This is a genomic window from Candidatus Kuenenia stuttgartiensis (assembly GCF_900232105.1).
GTDB classification, from domain to species: domain Bacteria; phylum Planctomycetota; class Brocadiia; order Brocadiales; family Brocadiaceae; genus Kuenenia; species Kuenenia stuttgartiensis_A.
The window spans coordinates 437,968-460,060 of the sequence record NZ_LT934425.1; the positions used below are offsets into that span (position 1 = coordinate 437,968).

Sequence of the window (22,093 nt, forward strand, 5' to 3'; positions counted from 1 at the left end):
CCCTGCTTTTGCAATTACAAAGCATTGAGCAAATATTACGAAACCACAGACAAGCAAGGCTTTTCTGTGCCACCCATTACGGAATAATTGCTTTGTATCAATTTGACAAATCACAAACTGTAAACCTTTTGAGTATAACTTCATGCCAATCAGAAAAATCCGCCAAAAAATCAGAGACATTCACCGCCTGAACAAAATCATGAGGATTCTGGGCAAGCACGGGTTCGGTTTTGTTATTCAACGACTCCATCTGGAAAACTATGCCTTCGGCAAGAGCGTTATCAAAAACCGTTTTTTCAGATATTTTGCGGAAAAACAGGAACCCCGCTCCGTTCGTCTTAGAAAGGTGCTGGAAGAACTTGGCCCTACTTTTATAAAATTTGGACAAATCTTAAGTGTCAGACCTGATTTAATCCCCTTGGATCTTTGCGAAGAACTGAGCAAATTGCAGGACCGGGTGCCGCCATTTCCTTATGAAGACGTCAAAAAACAGATAAAGGACTCTTTTGGGAAATTACCCGAAGAGTTATTTTCTTCATTTGATCCCGTGCCGTTCGCTGCTGCATCTTTGGGACAGGCACATAAAGCGCGGCTTCACACCGGTGAAAATGTGGTAATAAAGGTACAAAGGCCAAACCTCAACAAAATAATTACCACAGATATGGATATCCTTAACACGTTTGCCCAGCTCGCAGACCGGTATATGCAAGATATAAGGATTCTCAACCCGATCACCATTGTCGATGAATTTTCGAAGGTTATCACAAAAGAAATAGATTTTACCTACGAAGCGCACAATATGGATAAATTCCGGAAGAATTTTAAGGACAACAAAACCGTACATATCCCGAAAGTATATTGGGATTACACAAGGCCAATGGTGATGACTACTGAAGAAATACATGGGATACGGCTGAATGAGTATCTGCTTCAGCCGCACACTACTGAAGAAAAAAAAACCGTAGCGGTAAACGGGGCAAATGCAGTGCTTCAGCAAATATTCATAGACGGTTTCTTTCATGCAGACCCCCATCCTGGCAATATTTTTGTTCTTCCCAATAATGTTTCCGCCTTTATCGATTTCGGGATTGTGGGCAGGCTTGATGAAGAGACGCGCGATGCTATCATTACGCTGCTCATTGCAGTATCTAAAAAAAATATACCCGGCATTATCAAGGCTTTAGAGCTGTTAGGGGCAATTGATGAAGAAAATCCTATCCGCGATCTAAAGAATGATATCAGCGAATTTTTAGAACGATATTACGATATCCCGTTAAAACAAATAGAAGTCCCTGCAATGTTACACCAGACCCTCGATTTAATGACACGGCACAAACTAAAAATCCCCCCCCAATTTCATCTTCTCTTTAAAACATTTGCCACCATAGACGGAGTTGCCAGACAATTAGACCCTGAATTCAATTCCATACTTCATACAAAACCATTCGTAGAAAAACTTGTGCATGAACGCTATGATCCAAGGCGCATATTCAAAGATATAGAGATGTATTCCAATGAATTGTTCGACATTTTAAAGTATATTCCAAAAGACGCCTTTGAAATCTTAAGGAAGATTAAAAAGGGAACTTTAAAAATAGAATTTGAACATCAGGGCCTTTCAAAATTTATCTCCGAAATGGACAAATCAAGCAACCGGGTTTCATTCAGTCTCGTTATTTCCGCCCTTATTATAGGCTCTTCCCTCATTATCATGGCCAATAAAGGACCGTTGGTGTATGGTTTTCCGGCACTGGGTATATTGGGATTTGTATTTGCGGGTATCCTGGGAATGGGGTTGGCAGTAGGCATCCTGAAATCAGGCCGTTTGTAAATACTGTAGTATTTTTCAGAAGGATTTTTAGTGCCGTGGATGAACTTATTGATTCCTTTATAAACTATCTTCTTGTTGAATGTGGTTCAGCCATGAACACCATTCATGGCTACCAAAGCGACCTGCAGCTTTTTATAAAATTCTTATTAAGCAAAAATATTCATGATTTCAACACTATCCGTCCGAATATCATAACAAGCTTCATTATTTCTGAAAAACAACGGGGACAATCGGTAAATTCTATTAACCGTGCAATTGTTTCCATCCGCATGTTTTATAAATTCCTTATCCTTGAAGGAAAACTGCAAAAAAATCCCCTTGTATCCCTCGACAGTCCAAAACTATGGAAAAAATTACCTTATGTATTGCCGATACACAAAATCGAAGACCTCCTTTCCGCCGCAGACGTCAAAACAAAACTAGGCATCCGGAATAAAGCCATTCTCGAACTACTCTATGCTACCGGCGCAAGGGTATCCGAAGTAGCCACAATATCGCTGAACGGAATAAACCTGGAATATGGATATATAAAATGCAAGGGCAAAGGTTCCAAGGAACGAATCGTACCTCTTGGGAAAAAAGCGTCCATCGCCATACAGGAATATTTGACGACCGTAAGGCCGCAAATCAAAAACAGCCAGAACAGTCATTATTTATTCTTATCGAGGACGGGACGGCCATTACGGAGAGAAAACATCTGGCTTATTGTAAAAAATTGTGCATTAAAAGCGGGAATTACCGAAGCTATTTCTCCACATAAGTTAAGGCATTCATTTGCGACACATTTGCTGGAAAACGGGGCAGACTTACGGGCTGTCCAGGAAATGTTAGGCCATGTAAGCATCTCTACTACGCAAATATACACGCATGTTAACAAACAACATCTTAAAGCCATCCACCAAAAATTTCACCCGCGTGCTTAAACAAATTCGTATATAAGAAGCGTAGGGTGGATTAAGCGACAAGCGAATCCATCAAAATAACGGCAGCGAAAACGAACAAATACCAAAGACTTTACCAGCAACACGGTTGGTATTCCATTACGAAGGGGTGCATTCCTGATTTTTTATAACTTCCGCCATATTTTAATGATACGTTACAATAGTGTTAACCCTGACAGGGTTGTTTCGTCCTGAACCCATTAACGGTTACAAAAAATCAGGGAAATATAGGGACACTTCCCTTATTTTTCCAACAAGATCAAGCAAGTAATATGGGAAGTGTCCCCTAATTATCCCTTTAACTCCGCCATTTATGGCGGAGATTCGCATGGTTAAACATTGGCTTTAGCCATGATTTTTGCAAAGAATTAGTTCACGATTCTTTGTTCTCCAAACTGCATGTATCCATATTTTGACGAATGACATATTCCATTCATTCAGGGCTAAAGCCCTTTTGTTTTGGGTTCCTTCTGTCCCCAGCCTAAAGGCTGGGGTTAGGTCATTGGATTCTTTCTGTCCACAGCCCCAAGATTGTGGTTGGTTCATCGGACACTCCCTACATCCCAACCTCAGACTGAAGGCCGGAGGTTGTTTCCCTCGTCTCTCGCCCCTCGTGATGGGGGCATTCCTCATTTTTTGCAAAAAAACAATTAGTAGGGGCTAATAGTAACCCAAACTTCCCTATCTGCGTGCAACGCACAGGCAGGCAGCTTGAGTGTTAAATAGCACAAGCATCTTGCTTGTGATACAATGTGTGAAAATTTACAAAAGACAATTTGCCTGTCTGCGTATACCGTACTGGCAGGCCAACCTGAACCCGCAGGGAAAGCCTTCTTATGGGCGGCCCCACATTGCTTGTCCCGTGCGTGGTTGGCCTTTTTTAAATATTGACAATGGAATTGCGTTGTCTATAATGCACGCACTATTTTACCCTATAAACCTTTACATATTTAATAAGGGCAATACTTATGAAAAAAAGGAGCCATATTTTTACCTTTTCGATAGTGCTTTCATTGCTATTTTGTTTTGCTTTTCCTTTTAATTCTATATTAAAAAAATGGAAATTATAAATTTAGGAGACATTAAACATGAGAGATAAAAACAAAAGCTATTTAAGAGAGGGCATTATTACAGTAATTTTGCTTTCATTTATGTTTTTAGTAAACATTTTGCAGGTAAGAATAGCGTTGGGGATAGAAATAATAAGCGGAGGAACTGGTGCTCTAAGCCTTAGCAAGAGCGAAGCCTTTCTTAATGGTGATACTATAATAATAACCTTAATTGATAGCGATCTAAATGTATCAAGCTCCGCAGATACTGGTACTGTGAAATTAATATCATCAGATACAGGGAGTAGTGGCATAAATCTTACAATGACAGAGAACAACTCCAATTCAAGTACGTTCTTAGGAACATTTATTACAGCTTCCTCCACAAATCAGAACATTTCTCCTGTTCAAGTAAAAGCTATTGCCAACGGGACTATTGCGGTAGTGTATCAGGATGCAAGTCCTGCGGCTGACGTTACGGCAAATGTAAGCACCAAAAATTTTGGTGCTGTACTTGATATTACGGCAGATCATGTAGCGATTGGCGGAAATGCCGTTGTATCCTTGTATGACCCGGAAACAAATGCCTCGATATCTTATGCAAATGTTGCCAATGTAAACGTTAAATCCACTACGGATTCAACGGGCACTACATTGAGGTTGACTGAAACGGGTAACGATACGGGGTCATTCCTTGGAACGATTGCCGTAAGTGCCAGCGATACATTGGTAAATACCCGTATTAAATCAGCGGTTGGCGATACTATAACGGTTTCATTTACCGACAATCCTGATGCGGATGGTGCTATTAGCATAGTTTCCGATACCGCAGAGGTTGTTGAGGCGGGAACGATTGATTCTAGCGCACCCTCTGGTTCGATAGCTATAAACGATGGCGATATATATACAAAAACCACTTCTGTAACCCTGAATCTTTCTGCAACAGACAACACGGGAGTTACTGGCTATTATTTGTCAGCAAGCTCAACGACTCCGTCATCTTCTGATTCAAGTTGGATATCAGTATCATCGACCACCAGCTACAGCGCAAACGTCTCGTACACATTAAGCAACGGAGATGGTTCAAAGACGTTGTATGTGTGGTACAAAGACGCCGCAGGGAATGTTTCAAGTACTGCCAGTGATTCCATCACTTTAGATACCACTGCCCCAACGGTATCAATAACCAGCCCAACACCCGATGCTACCTATTCAACCACAAGCAGTACCATAAGCCTAGCGTGAGTTTATCACGAAATAAGGTGTAAGACAAAGACATCAAGTTGCAATCCAATGATTTGTATCGGGTTGCGACTTTTTTTGTCTAAAAAATTATGTATACACTGAATAATACTATATTTATATTGCATTATATGCCTGTATATACTATTATACACGGAGTATTAATCTATTACGTATACACTAACAACTAATAGCCATGGCTACCATTCAATCTAAAAACTCCAGAGGTTATAAATATTGGTATATTGTCGAATCGCGGCGCGTTAACGGCAAGCCCAGGCCCATCGTCCTGGCCTATCTTGGCAAGGCAGACGATTTATTAAAACAACTGCAAGGTCTTACCGAAAAATTACGGCTCAAATCTTATTCACATGGCGCGGTAGCCGCATTGCTAAGTGTGGCCAATGCCCTGGACGTCCCTTCCGTGATTAATAAATATATAAAGTCGCCACGGCAGTATTGTGCTAAAAAACCTGTTCGAAATAATCTGACCGCCGGAAGTACCCTCTTGTTGGGTGCCGTGGGGAGAGTGTGTGTGCCTACCAGCAAAAGAGGATGGTGGGATTGGGCAAAGACGACTACTGCCGAATACTTACTCAGACACAGCTTGAGTAAAATAGACAGTCAGCATTTCTGGGATTTGATGGATGCACTTCCTGAAGAATCCATTGCAGAAATCGAGCGCGAATTAATTGAAAAGACATTTAAAACATACAACCTTCAAAGCGACACACTGTTTTTTGATACAACCAATTTTTTCACGTATATCGACACAACTAATCTGCGATGCACTATTGCCCGGCGGGGGAAAAACAAACAAAAGCGATACGATCTCAGGCAGGTCGGGTTGGCGATGGTCGTTACACGTAACGACATGATACCGTTGTTTCACCATACCTATCAGGGGAACATGGCGGATGCAAAGGTGTTCAGCGCGGTTCTTGAGACGATAAAAGACAGGATGACCGGATTAGGTTTCGACAGCAAAAAGCACACTATTGTTTTTGATCGTGGAAACAATTCCATGGACAATATGGCTATTGTAGAGAGATTGGCATTGCATTACGTTGGAGCGCTTACACCGTATCATCACAAGCAGTTGGTAGGGGATGCCATGTGTAATTTCAGGGAATATGACGTTGACGGCAGTAAGATACAGGTGTACCATGACAAACGGGTTATTTGGGGGCAGGAAAGAACCGTTGTCGTATTTATTTCCGAGAAATTAAAGGTTGGGCAATTAAGGGGAATGTCTCAGTCTCTGGAAAAGGCAGAACATCAGTTAAAGCTCTTACAGCAGCATCTGTGTAATCCAAAGGGAAAGATGCGGGACAAAGAGGGTCTGGAGGATACGATAAGAAGTGTAGTGAAATGTCAATTTGCGAAGGATGTTATCGATTGGTCGTTAAAAGAGGTATCTGAAGGCAAGTTTCAATTGAATTTTTCAATCGACCAGAAAAAGCTCGAAGAAATAGAAGGGGAACTGGGGTTCAGGATTCTTATGACAGACCATCACGATTGGGATACCGCGGACATTATAAAAGCCTACTATGGGCAATCAAAAATTGAACATGCCTTTAGAAATCTCAAGAACCCCTATCACCTTGCTTTAAAACCGCAATTTCACTGGACGGATCAGAAAATCAGGGTGCATTTTTTTATTTGCGTCCTCGGATACCTAATGGCGGCGATTGTGTGGTATCAGGCAAAAGCGCACGCACAATTTAGTGGAACGTTAGATACCCTGTTAGACACCCTTAATAATATAAGGCTTTCTGCTATGCTTGAAGAAACAAAGGCCAGAGGGAGAGTTAAGGCTACCTACAAATTGGAAGAAATGTCCGACAAGGAATCTCTGTTGATGAATGCGTTAGGCATTATGGATTTCCACAAACATCGGCTGAAACTTCAAGGACTCAGTGTATACAATTGATGTTGTGCTTAACGCATTGACTGTATTTATGTTACGTTGCTTCATGCCTTATTTTGTGATAAACTCACGCTAGGCGGAAGCGCATCTGACAGCACCAGCGGGGTAAGCAGCGTTGTATGGTCAAATAGCTCTACAGGCAGCAGCGGAACTGCAAGCGGCACAACAAGCTGGTCTGTTTCAAATATAAATCTTTCTGAAGGGAGCAACTCCATAATGGTAACGGCAACTGATAATGCGGGAAATACGGCAACGGATTCAATTACTGTTACCTATTCCGAACCGCAACCCACTCCTTCGCCAATACCTATAATAAATCCTCCAACAGTGGAAACTGATTCGGCAACAAATGTTTCAACCGGCTCTGCCACATTAAACGGTACGGTAAACGCCAATAACTCATCTACTATCGTATGGTTTGAATACGGAACAACAAATGGTGTTTATTCCTTTTTGTCATCAACACAATCCGTTAACGGTACGGCTGATACGTCAATAAGCATTAGCATCAGCGGCCTGTCAGAAGGCACAATGTATTATTATCGTATTGCAGGACAAAACAGCGCAGGTACCAGCTATGGAGATGAAAAGAATTTTACGACTGAATCGTCCTGCATTGATGATTTCGAACCTAATGATGACTTCGACGTGGCATACGGACCCTTGGAGTCGGGGAAAAGTTATGAGGGGAAATTGTGCAGTTCTTCAGACAGGGATTATTTTAAGTTTGAGTTGAAAAATCCAGATGTACAGTTGATGCTTACTGTGCCAACTGATAATGATTATGACCTTTACCTGTATGATTCCTCGAAAAGTGAAATAAGCAACTCCGCAAATCCTAAAGGCACGGAAACGATTTCACACAACGACCTCGAAGCCGGTATGTATTATATACAGGTATCAGGTTACAGTGGATCATATAATACGGAAGATGTATATGTCCTTGTTGGTACATGGACGGCTGCAACAAGCACGACACCTGTACCAACCCCCGCCGAATTAGGCACTATATTTGGAAGTGTGGTTGATACGGATGGAAAGCCTGTTGCAAATGCAACTGTATTTACTGATAAAGGTGGATATTCGGCAAAAAACGGTTCTAATGGCATCTATCAATTGAACGATGTTGCGGAAGGGAGCTATTTACTGACCGCACTGGCGGAAGGCTACGGGTCAGTATCGCAGACAGTAACAGTTAAGGCAGGAGAAACAACGCAAGCTGATTTTACACTATTACGTGCGATAACACCTCCAACGCCTGTTCCTTCGCTTTCACCTTCATTTAGCCCGGTACCATCAACAACACCCACGCCGAGTACCTTAACAGGCAAAATATTCGGGTATGTTATGGATGAAATAGATAACCCTGTCAAAAAAGCAAAAGTAAGATGTAAGGGGAAAAACACAAAAGTAAAAGCAAATGCGACTACAACCAAGCAGGGCTATTTTGAATTTAACAATCTTAGCGCAGATTCTTACAAAATTACCGCTAAGAAAAAGGGTTTTAATAAATCAAAATATAACGTGAATCTTGAAGAAGGAGAGGAAAAGGAAATTGAGATTGTGCTGGAAGAAAAGTGATTATTTTTAAGAACAATTTAACAGGAGAATGAGAAATGTATAAGATATTTATTTGTTTAGCAGTACTTTTTGTTAGCACGACAACTCTTTTTGCCGATAGGGTTAAAATTAATGATAAAGGTATTGCAGATGTTGAGTTTGAACCGATTGAGATTGGAGCAGGTAGTTTTGACTCACAAATATTTATAATTGGTAACATAGAGTCTGAAATTAAAGGTGTTATGGGATTTGCAGATATTGGTGGTGGTTATGGTAGTTATGAAAGACAATTACCTATTACATCTACGTATAATAACGCATCACATTATTTTACTGTATCTTTGGCATACTCAGAATCAGACAAAGCAGTTATATGCATCCGGGAATGCTGGAATAATTCAGAGGAGGATTATGAATTTCCAGAACTGTATTTTGAATTAAGGTGGATGATATTAAAATAGAAAAGATTTGATATGGAAAAACGTGGTGGGTGACTATTACCCTTAAAACCAGCGGATAACAGTGAAAAATATTCCTATCTTTTAACGTTTTCGCGTTATAGCCTCTTAAACCCTGTCAAGATTACTATGAAAAAGTGTTAAAGAATGCCAAGCCAGACAGAACAGAGCAGCCAAAATAGAGAGGACTTGTTAAGGAGATTAAACAGAAATTCATAATAGAGGTAAATGGATTTACCTGAATATAATCAATTCCAACATATCCTTGTGATCAAAACTGTTAAACGTATAATCGTTTTAGGAAGAAACACATAAAATTGTCAATAGATTAGGTTTGACCCCATGACCTCCCTTAAATAAATATCCTTGAATAAAATGAGCCAAAATAAAATGGTAGAATTTTTAGTAGAACACAAAACTTGGTTACTGATAGGTTCTTTTATCATAGCCTTGCTTCTCCCTGCATTACAACATTTATCAAATATTGTTTCAGAGCATAAAGCTCAAAAAGATCAAGAAAAATTGATGCAAGAAAATAAGGCTCTTCAAAAACAAGTAGAGGTCTTATCTACACAAAATGTTGAGTTGTCAAAACAAGTGTCAATTTTAGACAGCAAAGCAGAAATAATAAAAGGAATAGGCCAGAACCAATTGTTTGCTACATTTTACACAGAGGAATTAAGTCAGAACATAAGTAGCATGTGGCTCAAGATTATGCTTAAAGAAGAAATGGAATATGCCAAGCTGTTACCTCTTGCTTTTGCCATTGAAATTTCATTTGACAAATATAATTCAAATACAACTCGGTTTTATATAACTGACGCAGGTACGATGGCTAATTCAAAGGGTAAAAGCACTCCTGTTTCAAGCTATCGAGTCGTAAGTGGCGCATTAAAAAGAAAGGAAGACAAAATATACTCTGAAATGTTTGCCCCTTCACAGAAAAGCTTAAATGAAATTGTAGTGCCTATAACAATATTTGAACAGGACAAAATGACAATAAAACAATTTCAAGACTATTCAATCATTTTTTTTCTTCCTGATGCAATCATAGATATCGCTACTAACCTGGAGTTTATTATCAACGGTTGGGCAATATTAGATCAATCAATAAACAGTGCTGTTTGGGTCCGGAATCCTGCAAAGTATTCTTGGTATCATGTTGGCAATATTGAAAATTTAAAAAGATCTGCAACAAACGACCCTTCTGTTGCCCCCGCATTCTCATTATGGCCATTAAATCTTTTCCAAGGTATTCCAAAAAAATATTCTGGCTTCCCTGGTAGTGTACGACCAATTTTTCATGTAACACATGCCGAAATAAAAAGTGAACAAGACATTCAACCTGACCGCGTGGAATCCGGACATGTTGAAAAGTAACTTGACAGCTAGAATTTTCCTTATCAGATGCACCGATCTCACGGCAGCAGCTTATCTCGCACATTGTTCGAAGGAAAAGAAATAACCCTAGGGGAATAGAGGGACACTTCCCACATTTCATTCTTTTCTAAGGGGGGACTTTTGGGTCAAGAATGGGGTCACATCTTGATTAGTGATTATATTGTTGATAATCGGTTGATTCAGAGGACGCCATACTTAATTTGGCAGATTTTCATTCTTATTTTGTGACCCCTTCAGACACCTGAACCCATGAGTTTATTCGGAGAATAACGCTGTGTGCAGTCGATGGCAGAATCGATAATATAGAATGCTAGATTAAAGTTACAAACTTGATACCCACAAGCAAACCCGCAGAGGAGATAAAAAACCATGACAAAAGAAGTATCTCAACGATTAGAATCCGGCAGAAAAGAGTTGCTGGACCTTAGTATGCGCAATCCATTGCTAAATCAACGTAAACGTGCCAAGCAAGTGGAGGTTTCGGATGAACTTTCCAATGAGATATACCGTATATTGGTAACGCAAGGTAAGGAAATGAGCTTTGAAGCATTGCCAGAATCAAAACTTGCACAAATAGTGGAGACAAATGAAAACGAAGAAAACCAAAAAAACCATGACGAGGATATCAATTCGACAGATTTACTTGCACAACCTGAAGAGTCTCTTGCAGAAGGAATGCTGGCGTCTCGCCATACAGATAGAAAGCTACAAACTATTCTTTCATCGGAGAAGTTGCAAACAAGAGTACTATCTATTCATAACGATGCCAAAACATACATAGAGGAACAGGGTGTAAATATACTTTATTTGGCATTAGGTTTCCTCTATTGGTATGAATCAGATAGCGTCAAAGAACCCAGGCGTGCTCCATTAATTCTTGTACCTGTTGAATTGAAACGTATAAGCGCACAGGATCGTTTTTTTCTTCTTTATACAGGAGAAGAAATAGGAGATAACCTTTCACTCATAGAAAAACTCAAAACAGAATTCAGTGTTAACTTGCCAGAAATCGGAGATACGGATGATTTGAACCCGAACTCCTATTTTTCCGAAGTTTGCAAGGTAATTAATGCAAATTCTCGCTGGAAGGTGGAAGCTAATGAGATTACATTGGGATTTTTCTCTTTTGGAAAATTTCTAATGTATAAAGATTTGGATGCTAACGCCTGGAGCAAAGAAACAGCCCCTTGTGACCATAAAATACTTTCTACATTATTAGATGATGGTTTTAGGGAAGCAGACAGTTCATATGACGAAGGAACACATATTGATGAAATTGTTTCACCCTCTGAAGTACACCTGATTAAGGATGCTGATAGTACTCAGATGCTGGCTATCTTGGACGTAAATGCCGGTCGCAATATGGTAATTCAGGGTCCACCTGGCACTGGTAAATCTCAAACCATTACTAATATAATTGCAGAATGCATTGGAAACGGAAAGAAAGTTTTATTTGTATCAGAAAAGATGGCTGCGCTGGAGGTTGTTAAACGTAGGTTAGACGATGTTGGATTGGGAGACGCTGTATTAGAGCTGCACAGTCACAAGACCAACAAAAAGAAGGTGTTGGAAGAATTAAACCGCACCTTGCATCAGAAACAACCACTTGTAAAAAATACAAAAGATGACATTGAGGCTTTAACACAACTGCGTGACAAATTAAACACATATTGCAATGCTGTAAACAAGCCCATAGGAAATACAAAAATAAGTTTTGTAAAGGCGCTTGGCGGTGCTTTACAAATTACTGAAGGTATGCAAACAACTTCACTATTTAATTTTGCACCAATGGTTGAGTGGCCGGAATCCAACTATAAAAATGCGCGGATGCTCGTTGAAGAACTGGACCGATATTTAGAGGAAGCTGGTCCACCGGCACGAAATTGTTTCAAAGATAGTCGGTTGGATGAATCCCTACCTTCTCAACGCCAATACATAGAAAATATTTTGAAAGAAGCTTATACACTAACAAAAGAGTTAATAGGTAAAACTACTGTACTTGCAGAATCTGTGAAATTAAAAATTCCGGAAAATATTCAGGAATTGGATATGCTTATCCGTACCTCTAAACGAATTATTGAATCACCGTTTCTTGATGGTATTAAAATAGATTCCGGAAAATGGAAGGAACACAAAGACGAAATTGTTCAACTGATTGATGCCGGGTGCCGCCTCAAAGAATTGCATAAATTGTATGATGAATATCTGATCGATGACGCATGGGAACAAGACCTCTCTGAAGTCCTTCAAAATTATATTAAAAGAGGTAAAAAATGGTGGAGTTTTCTTTCTGGCAATTTTAGGCGATCTAAAGCTCGTTTACAGAGATTAAGTCGTAAGCAATTGCCTAAAAATTCAACCAAAATTATCGAAATAATAGAAGCCGTGCTGGAGAGTCAGAAGTTCTGTAAAATCTACAGCAACTATGAATCATTAGGCAAAACATTATTTGGAATTCAATGGAAAGGCAAGGAATCCGATTGGGATACGTTAGAAAAACTCTTCAAATGGATCGTGGCTCTTTATCAAGACATCGACAATAATGTTATACCGACAATAATTATTAACGTTATTTACGAACCAAATCTTGCTATTAGACTTAAGGAACAATTAAGTAATGTAGAGCCGTTGATACAAAAACATAATGAAGCCTTGTTTGCTGTTTCTGTTAACTTGAAATTGCAAAATGAAGATACCGATAAGAGTTATTGGGATATTTCGATGAATTCCATGAAATGCTTTTTTGAAGAATGGCAGAGTCGTTTTGATGATTTATATAATATTGTTCGCTACAATCAGATTTCTAATAATATGAAAGACCATGGTTTGTCTTTTATCATTGAGGTTACAAAAGAGTGGGATAAGGGCAGAGGATCGCTCGTCAGGGCATTTGATTACTGTTGGTATAATGGGCTTGTAGAAAAGGCTTATTCGGAAAATCCTTCGATAAAGTTGTTTGATAGAGTTCAGCATGAACACATCCTCAATAATTTTTCACGTCTTGATCATTTACTTTTTGAATACAATAAAGCCAGATTAATGTTGTCTCATTGGGAGACACTGCCAAGTTTGAGTGGAGGCGGGCAACTGCAAATTATTAGCAGAGAGATTCATAAAAAGAGACGCCATATGCCAATTCGCGAATTGGTTAATCAAGCAGGGCAAGCCATACAGGCAATTAAACCAGTATTTATGATGAGTCCAATGTCTATCGCTATGTATATTCCTCCTTCAGTATTGGAGTTTGATCTTGTAATATTTGACGAAGCCAGCCAAGTTAAACCTGTGGATGCTTTTGGCGCAATATTACGGAGTAAGCAGGCAGTTATTGTTGGGGATGACAAACAACTTCCTCCTACAAGTTTTTTTAATAGCTTGCAAAACTCTGATGATGAAGAAGACTTTGACAATCTTGGGGATATGGAAAGTATTCTAAGTCTATTTTTGGCAAAAGGTGCGCCGGAACGTATGCTAAGGTGGCATTATCGCAGCCGTCATGAGTCACTAATTGCAGTGTCTAATAACGAGTTTTACGACAATCGTTTGGTTGTATTTCCCAGTCCAGGCATTAATTCTAATGCAAGAGGACTCAGATTAAGACATTTTCCAAAGACTGCTTATGACAGAGGAAAGACTTGTACTAATCAAGAAGAAGCACAGATTGTGGCACAAGCAGTTTTGGAACATGCAAAAACGTATCCGGATCATTCACTTGGAGTGGTTGCCTTTAGCGTAGCCCAACGAGATATCATTGAATTGCAACTTGAACGGTTAAGGCGAATAAATTCAAAATGTGAATCCTTTTTCAATGAAAACAAAACAGAACCTTTTTTTATAAAAAATCTTGAAAATGTTCAAGGAGACGAGCGTGATGTAATTTTTGTCAGTATTGGATATGGAAAAACTGCTGAAGGTTATATGACCATGAGTTTTGGCCCATTAAACCGCGAGGGAGGAGAAAGGCGATTAAATGTACTTATTTCAAGAGCAAGGCTTGCTATGGACGTATTTTCAAATTTTATTGCGAGTGATATAGATCTAAACCGATCTAATGCCCGGGGTGTTGTATCATTAAAAAAGTTTCTTAACTATGCAGAAACAGGGAATCTTGATCAACCATACTTAACGGACAAGGAGCCTGATTCTATTTTTGAGGAAACAGTTATTAAAGCGCTTATACAACGTGGAATAGCAGTAGAGCCACAGGTTGGCACTGCTGGATTTTTTATAGATATTGGTGTAAAAGACCCTAGAAATCCAGGACGGTTTATTCTTGGGATAGAATGTGACGGAGCAACTTATCACAGTTCCCGATCTGCCAGGGATAGAGACAGGCTGAGACAGGAAGTCTTGGAAGGATTAGGCTGGAAACTATACAGAATATGGAGTACCGACTGGTATCGGAATCCGAAATCTGAATTGGAAAGGGTAGTAATTGCAATCAAACAGGCAAGGGAACAATCTCAGAAAACGTTGGAAACTCATAAAATATCAAGGGATGTAAGGATACATGTTGAACGTGGAGAAATCAGCAGACAAAAAGAAATTATAGATCAAAAATCAATCCCTTATACTATAACAAAATTAAATGTAATTCTTTCCGAAAAAGAACTGCATGAATTATCACCAGAATATCTTTTGGATTATGTGAAGGAGGTTGTGGAGAAAGAATCTCCAGTCCATAAAGATGAGGTTATACGCAGGATCACGGAAGGCGCAGGTTTGAGAAAAGCCGGAAAACGAATACAACAGGTAGTAAACAAATCTATACATTTCGGGATACAACAACAATGCATTATAGAACGGCAAAATTTTTTGTGGTCGCCAGATATGGAAATTCCTCAAGTGAGAAATCGTACATATTTAGAAAATGCTTCGAAAAAAATTGAATGGGTCGCTCCTGAAGAAGTTTCACAAGCAATCCTAACATCTGTGGAAACCTCTTTTTCTCTGCATACTGATGAGGCAATTCAAAATGCAGCTAAAATGCTAGGATTCCAGAGGGTTACTGAAAATTCAAAAACGATTTTTAATAAACAAATATCATTACTCCTGGAACAAGGATGGTTGCTGGAAAACAATAGGGTTCTTTCGATAGGGAAAAATATATAAACATTATTGGGACATCCATCTCCATCAATGATAAGCAATATTAAGGTGTTTATGGATATTTACCGTTTTTATATGTTCCAATACGCGTATAAAAGGCTGCGAATGAAGGATGTTTTTTATAAAATGCCACAAAACAAAATCCTTTTTGTACATTTATTTTGGGAGTTTCTGTCTTATGCCCATTAAATCTGATTGGATCAACGATCTTCCCAACTTCTTAATGCTTGCTGACGAGCTACATGTGGAGATAAATGCCTCAGGTGCAACTACTCGCACCAGCACCATATATAATAGCGATTGGCAGATGGTACAAGCCAAGCGGCATCTCCTTGCCATACTAAAGCACCTGCACAAATCGTATACTCCAACAACTGCTAGCAGTTCTGAGAGCAACAAGGAACGAATCCTCTTACTTGTTTCGTTCGTACAAGGTTTGGGGCATGTTGAGACTCTCATAGCGGAGGGGCAATATATCAAAGCATGTCCAGCCATCCGCCAGGACTATGAGTTTCTAACTCGAGTTCTAGAGCTGCGGAAAGGTATTGCGAAGACAGGTGTGATACCCAATGTTAAAAACGCACCGGAAGGCAGTCAACGCTTCTATGGACAATTGTCAAAGATTGTTCACCCGCAAGACCCAAAAATATTTTTGAATTTCCTTAAAAACTGGGAGGGAGAGTCAAACTCAATTGAAGTGTCACATCTTCCACACTTCGTTAAGCCAATTGCCTCTCATTTGTATATGATTCATGTCTGGTTAATTTTTGAATTCACACGAGAAGCAATTCTACTTTATTCTGATGTTTGCGGCCAAAACGAAACACTTGCTCGAGCCGTTTTCGAGCTCGAGCGTGCAATTCCCATCCTTCAATCAGTTGGCATTAAGTTTCATAGAATTTAGGGGACACTATACTTAATTTACTATTTTATTTTTATATAAGTTTTAGAGGACGTATATATGGAATTCCTTATTACATGGTTTTTATTTGGAATAGGTGCCGCAATGGTTGCAAATAGCAAGGGTGGAAATGCCATTAGATGGTTTTTTTTAGGTGTTATTTTTGGCCCGTTTGGATTATTGTTTTCATTCTTTTCTGGTGGCAAACAATGCCCTTATTGTATGAGCAAAATACATAAAGATGCTGTTATATGTCCAAAATGCCAGCAAAAGATTCCATGGCATAACGGAAAATCTGAAAGAAATTACGAGCATCTTATTAATAAAAGATAAGGTGGACTGGTTTGTCAAGGGGAGAGCAAAAGAGTCACATCTTAAATATTAGCAGGGTCAAAGGGTCAAACCTTATCTATTGACAAAAGAGCCAATAGCATAAACGTTCCAGGCATCTCTATCAGGGGCGATATCAGGCAATTCTTGTTTAAAAGGAAGATTAAACAGGGATTTATAATAGAGGTAAATGGATTTACCTGAATATTAATCAATTCCAACATATCCTTGTAATTAAAACGGTTAAATGTATAATCGTTTTGGGAAGAAACATCAAATTGTCAATAGATTAGGTTTGCCCCCCCACGACCCACCGTAAAATATCTTGATACATTCAGTTCATTAATTTTCACAGATCTGATTTAAATAATCATACGAAAGGAGTGAAATGGTGACTACTCGATTTATAGTAGATGAATCAGGTAATAAAACATCTGTTATTTTGCCGCTTGAGGATTATGAAGAACTGTTAGAAGATATTCACGACCTGACAATTATAGCCGAGCGCAAAGATGAACCATCCATTAGTCTTGAAGAACTTAAAAAAAGGTTAAAAGCCGATGGGCTCTTATAAGATTGAGCCGAGGAGTTCGTTAGAACATGATCCGGGAAAAGTTGATAGACAATTTATTCCAAAGGTTCTTAATGTTATTGAAAGTCTCGCGGAGAATCCTTTTCCAGTTCAATCCGGAAAAATGAAAGGCTCTGAGTCAAGCTATCGTTTACGAGTTGGAGATTATCGTATAATTTATCAAGTCGATACTGATAATAAGAGGGTAATTATTTATCATGTTCGACATAGAAGGGATGCTTATAAGAGGTAAAACATTACTGACTCGAGAACGATATGTTGAAATACCAACCGAGACGACAGCAGAATTCAGGGGACACCATATTTAATTATTGACGCAGTAATTAAGTATGGTGTCCCCTGAATTTAATCACCCTACTTAAATAAATTCAAATATGGCTCAAAGAGGAAAAGGCGATAGCGGGTCTTGCCGCTTACCTCTTTCAAAATGCCTTGTTGCACAAACAGGTTAACCAGTCCATTAGCGGCTTTTGTGCTTAGGTTGCATATTTCCTCTGCCTGCTTTACATGGATAAAAGGCTCTTTGAACAGATATGAGAGCAAAACGAGCGCTGTATGGGCGCGTCTGCCTGCTGTATTACGTAAGGTGTTTTCTACATTTTCTTTTAATTTTAATATTTCCGAAAGTGTGTTGGATGCCTGCCGGGCTGTTTCATCCACACCTGTCAAAAAATACTTTAACCAGTGTATCAGGTCATTTTTTTCCCGCACACGGGTCAGGTTGTCGTAATACAGACTTTTATTTTTCTCAAAAAATACCGAGAGATAAAGAAGGGGCTGTTGCAATATTTTTTTGCTTACCAAATAGAGTGTGATCAGCAACCGGCCTATTCGTCCGTTGCCATCCAAAAAAGGGTGTATGGTTTCAAATTGATAATGAGCAATACCGATACGGATAAGTGCGGGTACGTGTATGTCTTCGTTGTGTAAAAAATTTTCGAGATCACCCATTAATTCATTGACGTAAGGCACTGTAAATAAATAAAGGTATCAAGTAGATCAATTTCATGCTCTGGAAACATGCAATCAAGGCTTCAAAGTGAGACGTTAATTTATTTACAGCGCCTAAGTATACGCCGGCGGAATAAATACTGCATCATTCAAACTTGCTCCGCCAATCCAGTTTTGACTTTTGCGAAATGCACCTGGCATTTTATGTTTTCCTCTCACTCCTGGGAGGAGTCTCTCATGGGTTTTACAGAGCAGCCTGGATGAAAGCGGGAGTTTTTCCAAGTCTTTTATTGCATGTTTCATGGCCTCCGAATAGTTGCGTACTTCCAGCCAATCGTTCCGCCTTTCAGGGTTTATTTCCTCTTCCGGCAATAAAGCTTCGTCAATGTTGGTTTGCGTACCTTCAATCCGGCTTGAAATAACGGCCTCTTTGGTGACGTGTAATTGAATAAACAGGTCAATATTGGGCACCAGCCGTGCAAAGGAGTTAAGTTCGCCTAAGCTGATAGATGCTTTTTCCAGTAAAGTGCTGAGTTGGGCATCCTTCCACTGCCATTGATTATTGATAGGCTCTGGCACAAAATAGCTGTAGCCGGTACCTTTCTCAAAATGACCCGCTCTGAAGGATTCTATATCGAGTGTCTTTTTCATTATCACCTTAGGAAAGTAAATTTATTTTCAAATAAGTTTACTTTAACTTGAAAAAGTAAACTTATCAATATTTAAGTTTACTTTCCTTCCGGTAGTTTTATTTGGGATAAGTTGTTTTTTATCAAAGCATTAAGTGTAATTTCCTCATCAATCTGTTTTTAAGGCAATAAACCTTTCAGTAAAATTAAAATCATCTTCATCATCAGGCAAGCCGATGTATCTGCATTGTCTTTCGTATATCGCTTTCATTTTCGTTACTGGCAGATGTAAAGGGTTACAAAAAACCTGGAGTGTACCCGTGTCGAACCCAGGCAAGGTGATCCGGGGTTAGTTGTGCTGCCGCTACATTATTATCACTATTTTTATGGCGCCCTGAACCTTTACTTTAGATTATGCCGTCCACTTGCCGGGTCAAATTCCCGCTGGACATCATCTCTTTCCTGACGGCCAAGTCTGTTCCAAGTGGTTTTACTTCCCGGATGAGTAGTCGTATCAAACCCGTTCTGTGCGCTTATACCCACGAGATCGCTGATTATAAATCTATCGTGAAAGTTATCCCATATGAAGACATCAGCGAATAATCCTGCAGATAGCAATGAACTTGAAAGTGCGTGAAAACAACTTTTCCAATCGCTTTCAGGTAAAACTTGTCGAGAACGACCTGACCTTACATAACAAACCCTGTGAATTTCGATAGGTGGAGCAGGAGAGCGTCCTGCCATAGACGAAAAAACCCTTTGTAAATCTTGATACCGGGGTTTCGTAGGGTCAAGATGTGGATCAATAAACATCATCGAGTTGGCACACTTAAGTATAAGTTTAAAATTATCTATGTAAGAAGAGATGTAACGGGTGTATTCCCGATTTTTTGTAAAAAAGAAAGCCGTTGACTGATATTTTACTTGAATGTGTGTAAATTCATGGAGAGAGCATTCAAAATTATTCATTATAACGTGAACCCACCCCCTTACCCCTCCCAAGAGGGGACTCCAAGTATTCCCCTCTTGGGAAGACTAAAGGGTGGGTAATGAGTCCGCTTATGGCCATGAAAAATTGCTGCCAAAATTTACAAAAAATCGGGAATGCTCCCAACTTAATTGGTTGGAATAACCGTATTGGAGGCTTCAAAGAGGTAAAATAAAGGAGAATACCTGCGGTAAGGGGCTATGTTAGAGGCACAGCAAGAGGGTGGAAAAATCATATTAATACCAAAAACCCTCGTTAACAGTGCACCGGTACAAAAACTTACTGAACACGAACAAAATATCCTAGCTACAACAGCCGAGGATTAAACACCGCAGAAATACGGATGGCCGTTAAGGCTGGTCTTATTGACCATGATACAAGCGTACTGGTGGCACAAGAATTGGCAGAAGGGCGAAAGAGAGGCCGAAAAAGACATTACGGCAGAACGTGTTTCCGGGGCTGTATGATACTATTGAAGACACGCTAAAGGAATAGCGTTCTTATATTCCATGGCAAATAATATACGTTGGACACAGTGTTTTAAAAAAGATTTTCAGTTCCTTCCGGAGTATAAAAAAAATACCGGCTAACAAAACAATTGCAATTGCTCCAGTCGATCCTTCTTGTTGGCTATATCTTATGCTAATACCGTGGCTTCGCCGGATAAATACGCCATTTTTGGGAGGGGTGTTTGTAAAACTCCGTTTTGATACCACAAAACGGTTCTGTCCGTGCAAGCAGCATGGATTGGTCTTTTCCCGAGAGTTTTTCAAACTGTTGCGCATATGAAACATTTTCTTTAAGCTGTTCAATGCTGTCCATACCAGAAACCAACGTGCTTACCGACTGACTCCATGCATAATATAAGCATTCTTTTATGGTTGCCACTTTATCTTCCAGTAATACTCCATTTGCCGTTGTTTTCATTGCGAGGATTCCAATGTCATACTTTACGGCTTCCGGAATGACCAGTTTAATAAAACTCAAATAATGCGGATCTACAAGATTTATCGGCATCTGCACAGTTTCCAGGAGATGGTGGTATTTTTGAATGACATTCACCAGCGCTTCCGAATTCCGATGTCCGGTAACTCCCACATGGCGTATCTTTCCTTCTTTTTTGGCATTGATAGCCGCCTCAATAGCCCCGCCCTTGCTAAAAATGGATTCAACATCCTCCATCGTTTGCACGTCGTGAAATTGCCATAAATCAAGGCAATCAGTTTGTAATCGCCGGAGGCTTTCGTGCAATTCTTTTGAAGCGGCAACTCTGTCTCGTGCTCGCGTTTTTGTCATGATAAATGCCCCGTCACGCCTATCTTTGAGCGCTTTTCCAATTCTTATCTCGCTGTCACCATTATTGTAAGACCAGGCAGAATCAAAGAAATTAACGCCTTCATCCAGTGCGGCATGAATCATTCGGACGGCATAATGTTCATCTTTCATCCGACCGATGTGATATCCACCAACACAGAGCATGGAAACCATTCCTTCGGTTTTTCCCAAACGGCGTTTTGGCACACCTCCCCCTTTTCCAGCTTCTGAGGGAGAAGATACTTTTTCTCCGGGGAACATCGTATTTATACTTTCCGGAAAGTTCAAACCAAAGGCAACTGCAAAAGACCCTTTGAGAAAATTCCTGCGATTAGTAAGTTTATCGTTCTCAAGTGCCATTTTAAGAATTTTATAAAATATGTTTTCTGTATACATGGTTTTATTGGAGACACATCCCATTTATCAGTCTTCCCCGTGGCCTTAATTTAAATATCCTATCAAGTTTCCGCTCCATTTTCTTTATAAAACTTTGACTGCCAATGGAACGACCACTCCCTGTATGCGATTTGCTCCATCTTTTTCCCTCAACAATCGCAATCTCCTCCGGCGTGAGGTCGTGGAGATGTATATAAGGTATAACACCCCCCCGCCCCTTAAATCCCCTCTTTTTAGAGGAGATTTCTAACTTATTTGCTAAACTGCATGCGTACAAAGGTTATCGTTTTCCATACATCGGCTGCTGAAAGATTATGATCGCTGCCTGGTCCATAAGCATGGATGGGGGTATCCGGTATTCCATACTCTACTATACAGAAGATATCTCCATCTACTCTTTTCGAAAAAAAAACTCTTTGTTAAAAACCGGCATTGTGTACCCTTCCAGTATGGAACCGACTCCATCACTAT

At 39.7% G+C, this 22,093-nt stretch carries 16 protein-coding genes; 12 read left to right on the forward strand and 4 right to left on the reverse strand.

Annotation, left to right across the window (positions count from 1 at the left end):
• Positions 1-142: 142 nt before the first annotated feature.
• The 12 genes from KSMBR1_RS02120 to KSMBR1_RS23010 all read left to right on the forward strand — a co-directional run bounded on the left by KSMBR1_RS02120 (position 143) and on the right by KSMBR1_RS23010 (position 17,576).
• Positions 143-1,831, forward strand: coding sequence for an ABC1 kinase family protein (locus KSMBR1_RS02120; RefSeq protein ID WP_099323848.1), 1,689 nt, complete (start codon positions 143-145; stop codon positions 1,829-1,831).
• A 35-nt stretch (positions 1,832-1,866) separates the two neighbouring features.
• Positions 1,867-2,754: a site-specific tyrosine recombinase XerD gene (gene xerD, locus KSMBR1_RS02125; RefSeq protein WP_157820318.1), complete on the forward strand. Its 888-nt coding sequence runs from the start codon at positions 1,867-1,869 to the stop codon at positions 2,752-2,754.
• Between the two features lie 1,106 nt (positions 2,755-3,860).
• The gene (locus tag KSMBR1_RS02140) at positions 3,861-5,066 is read left to right on the forward strand and encodes a hypothetical protein (RefSeq protein ID WP_099323852.1); all 1,206 of its coding nucleotides are present in this window, start codon (positions 3,861-3,863) and stop codon (positions 5,064-5,066) included.
• Positions 5,067-5,259: 193 nt separating this feature from the next.
• Positions 5,260-6,996, forward strand: a complete 1,737-nt coding sequence (locus tag KSMBR1_RS02145) for an IS1634 family transposase (protein WP_099323573.1) — start codon at positions 5,260-5,262, stop codon at positions 6,994-6,996.
• Between the two features lie 36 nt (positions 6,997-7,032).
• Positions 7,033-8,574 carry a carboxypeptidase regulatory-like domain-containing protein gene (locus tag KSMBR1_RS02150; RefSeq protein ID WP_157820319.1) on the forward strand — a complete coding sequence of 514 codons (1,542 nt, stop codon included), beginning with the start codon at positions 7,033-7,035 and terminating at the stop codon, positions 8,572-8,574.
• Positions 8,575-8,609: 35 nt separating this feature from the next.
• Positions 8,610-9,014 (forward strand): hypothetical protein, encoded by a 405-nt coding sequence (locus tag KSMBR1_RS02155; protein ID WP_099323854.1) that lies wholly within the window; start codon positions 8,610-8,612, stop codon positions 9,012-9,014.
• Between the two features lie 387 nt (positions 9,015-9,401).
• The gene (locus KSMBR1_RS02160) at positions 9,402-10,391 is read left to right on the forward strand and encodes a hypothetical protein (protein ID WP_099323855.1); all 990 of its coding nucleotides are present in this window, start codon (positions 9,402-9,404) and stop codon (positions 10,389-10,391) included.
• A 390-nt stretch (positions 10,392-10,781) separates the two neighbouring features.
• Entirely contained in the window at positions 10,782-15,524 is a 4,743-nt protein-coding gene (locus tag KSMBR1_RS02165; RefSeq protein WP_099323856.1) for a DUF3320 domain-containing protein, read from the forward strand.
• A 175-nt stretch (positions 15,525-15,699) separates the two neighbouring features.
• Positions 15,700-16,425, forward strand: coding sequence for a hypothetical protein (locus KSMBR1_RS02170; protein WP_099323857.1), 726 nt, complete (start codon positions 15,700-15,702; stop codon positions 16,423-16,425).
• A gap of 57 nt (positions 16,426-16,482) precedes the next feature.
• Entirely contained in the window at positions 16,483-16,755 is a 273-nt protein-coding gene (locus tag KSMBR1_RS02175; RefSeq protein ID WP_099323858.1) for a hypothetical protein, read from the forward strand.
• A gap of 385 nt (positions 16,756-17,140) precedes the next feature.
• A complete protein-coding gene (locus KSMBR1_RS02180; protein ID WP_099323859.1) occupies positions 17,141-17,326 on the forward strand; it encodes a hypothetical protein in 186 nt (61 codons plus the stop codon).
• The gene (locus KSMBR1_RS23010; RefSeq protein ID WP_099323860.1) at positions 17,313-17,576 is read left to right on the forward strand and encodes a type II toxin-antitoxin system RelE family toxin; all 264 of its coding nucleotides are present in this window, start codon (positions 17,313-17,315) and stop codon (positions 17,574-17,576) included. Before KSMBR1_RS02180 ends, KSMBR1_RS23010 begins: the two co-directional genes overlap by 14 nt.
• Positions 17,577-17,698: 122 nt before the next feature.
• Here the strand turns inward: KSMBR1_RS23010 and KSMBR1_RS02190 are convergent, their stop codons facing one another.
• The 4 genes from KSMBR1_RS02190 to KSMBR1_RS02205 form a co-directional block, all read right to left on the reverse strand.
• Entirely contained in the window at positions 17,699-18,295 is a 597-nt protein-coding gene (locus KSMBR1_RS02190) for a Fic family protein (protein WP_099323861.1), read from the reverse strand.
• A 114-nt stretch (positions 18,296-18,409) separates the two neighbouring features.
• Positions 18,410-18,946, reverse strand: coding sequence for a Fic/DOC family N-terminal domain-containing protein (locus KSMBR1_RS02195; RefSeq protein ID WP_099323862.1), 537 nt, complete (start codon positions 18,944-18,946; stop codon positions 18,410-18,412).
• A 380-nt stretch (positions 18,947-19,326) separates the two neighbouring features.
• Positions 19,327-19,893, reverse strand: a complete 567-nt coding sequence (locus tag KSMBR1_RS02200) for a hypothetical protein (RefSeq protein WP_099323863.1) — start codon at positions 19,891-19,893, stop codon at positions 19,327-19,329.
• A gap of 661 nt (positions 19,894-20,554) precedes the next feature.
• A complete protein-coding gene (locus KSMBR1_RS02205; protein ID WP_164995171.1) occupies positions 20,555-21,586 on the reverse strand; it encodes an aldo/keto reductase in 1,032 nt (343 codons plus the stop codon).
• Positions 21,587-22,093: the final 507 nt, after the last annotated feature.

Bases quoted from the DNA above. Each gene is read 5' to 3' on its own strand.
- KSMBR1_RS02180 (WP_099323859.1), top strand. From the start codon at position 17,141: ATGGTGACTACTCGATTTATAGTAGATGAATCAGGTAATAAAACATCT.
- KSMBR1_RS23010 (WP_099323860.1), top strand. From the start codon at position 17,313: ATGGGCTCTTATAAGATTGAGCCGAGGAGTTCGTTAGAACATGATCCG.
- KSMBR1_RS02145 (WP_099323573.1), top strand. From the start codon at position 5,260: ATGGCTACCATTCAATCTAAAAACTCCAGAGGTTATAAATATTGGTAT.
- KSMBR1_RS02175 (WP_099323858.1), top strand. From the start codon at position 16,483: ATGGAATTCCTTATTACATGGTTTTTATTTGGAATAGGTGCCGCAATG.
- KSMBR1_RS02170 (WP_099323857.1), top strand. From the start codon at position 15,700: ATGCCCATTAAATCTGATTGGATCAACGATCTTCCCAACTTCTTAATG.
- KSMBR1_RS02160 (WP_099323855.1), top strand. From the start codon at position 9,402: ATGGTAGAATTTTTAGTAGAACACAAAACTTGGTTACTGATAGGTTCT.
- KSMBR1_RS02190 (WP_099323861.1), bottom strand. From the start codon at position 18,295: ATGGGTGATCTCGAAAATTTTTTACACAACGAAGACATACACGTACCC.
- KSMBR1_RS02155 (WP_099323854.1), top strand. From the start codon at position 8,610: ATGTATAAGATATTTATTTGTTTAGCAGTACTTTTTGTTAGCACGACA.
- KSMBR1_RS02165 (WP_099323856.1), top strand. From the start codon at position 10,782: ATGACAAAAGAAGTATCTCAACGATTAGAATCCGGCAGAAAAGAGTTG.
- KSMBR1_RS02120 (WP_099323848.1), top strand. From the start codon at position 143: ATGCCAATCAGAAAAATCCGCCAAAAAATCAGAGACATTCACCGCCTG.
- KSMBR1_RS02205 (WP_164995171.1), bottom strand. From the start codon at position 21,586: ATGGCACTTGAGAACGATAAACTTACTAATCGCAGGAATTTTCTCAAA.
- KSMBR1_RS02200 (WP_099323863.1), bottom strand. From the start codon at position 19,893: ATGAATAATTTTGAATGCTCTCTCCATGAATTTACACACATTCAAGTA.
- KSMBR1_RS02195 (WP_099323862.1), bottom strand. From the start codon at position 18,946: ATGAAAAAGACACTCGATATAGAATCCTTCAGAGCGGGTCATTTTGAG.
- KSMBR1_RS02140 (WP_099323852.1), top strand. From the start codon at position 3,861: ATGAGAGATAAAAACAAAAGCTATTTAAGAGAGGGCATTATTACAGTA.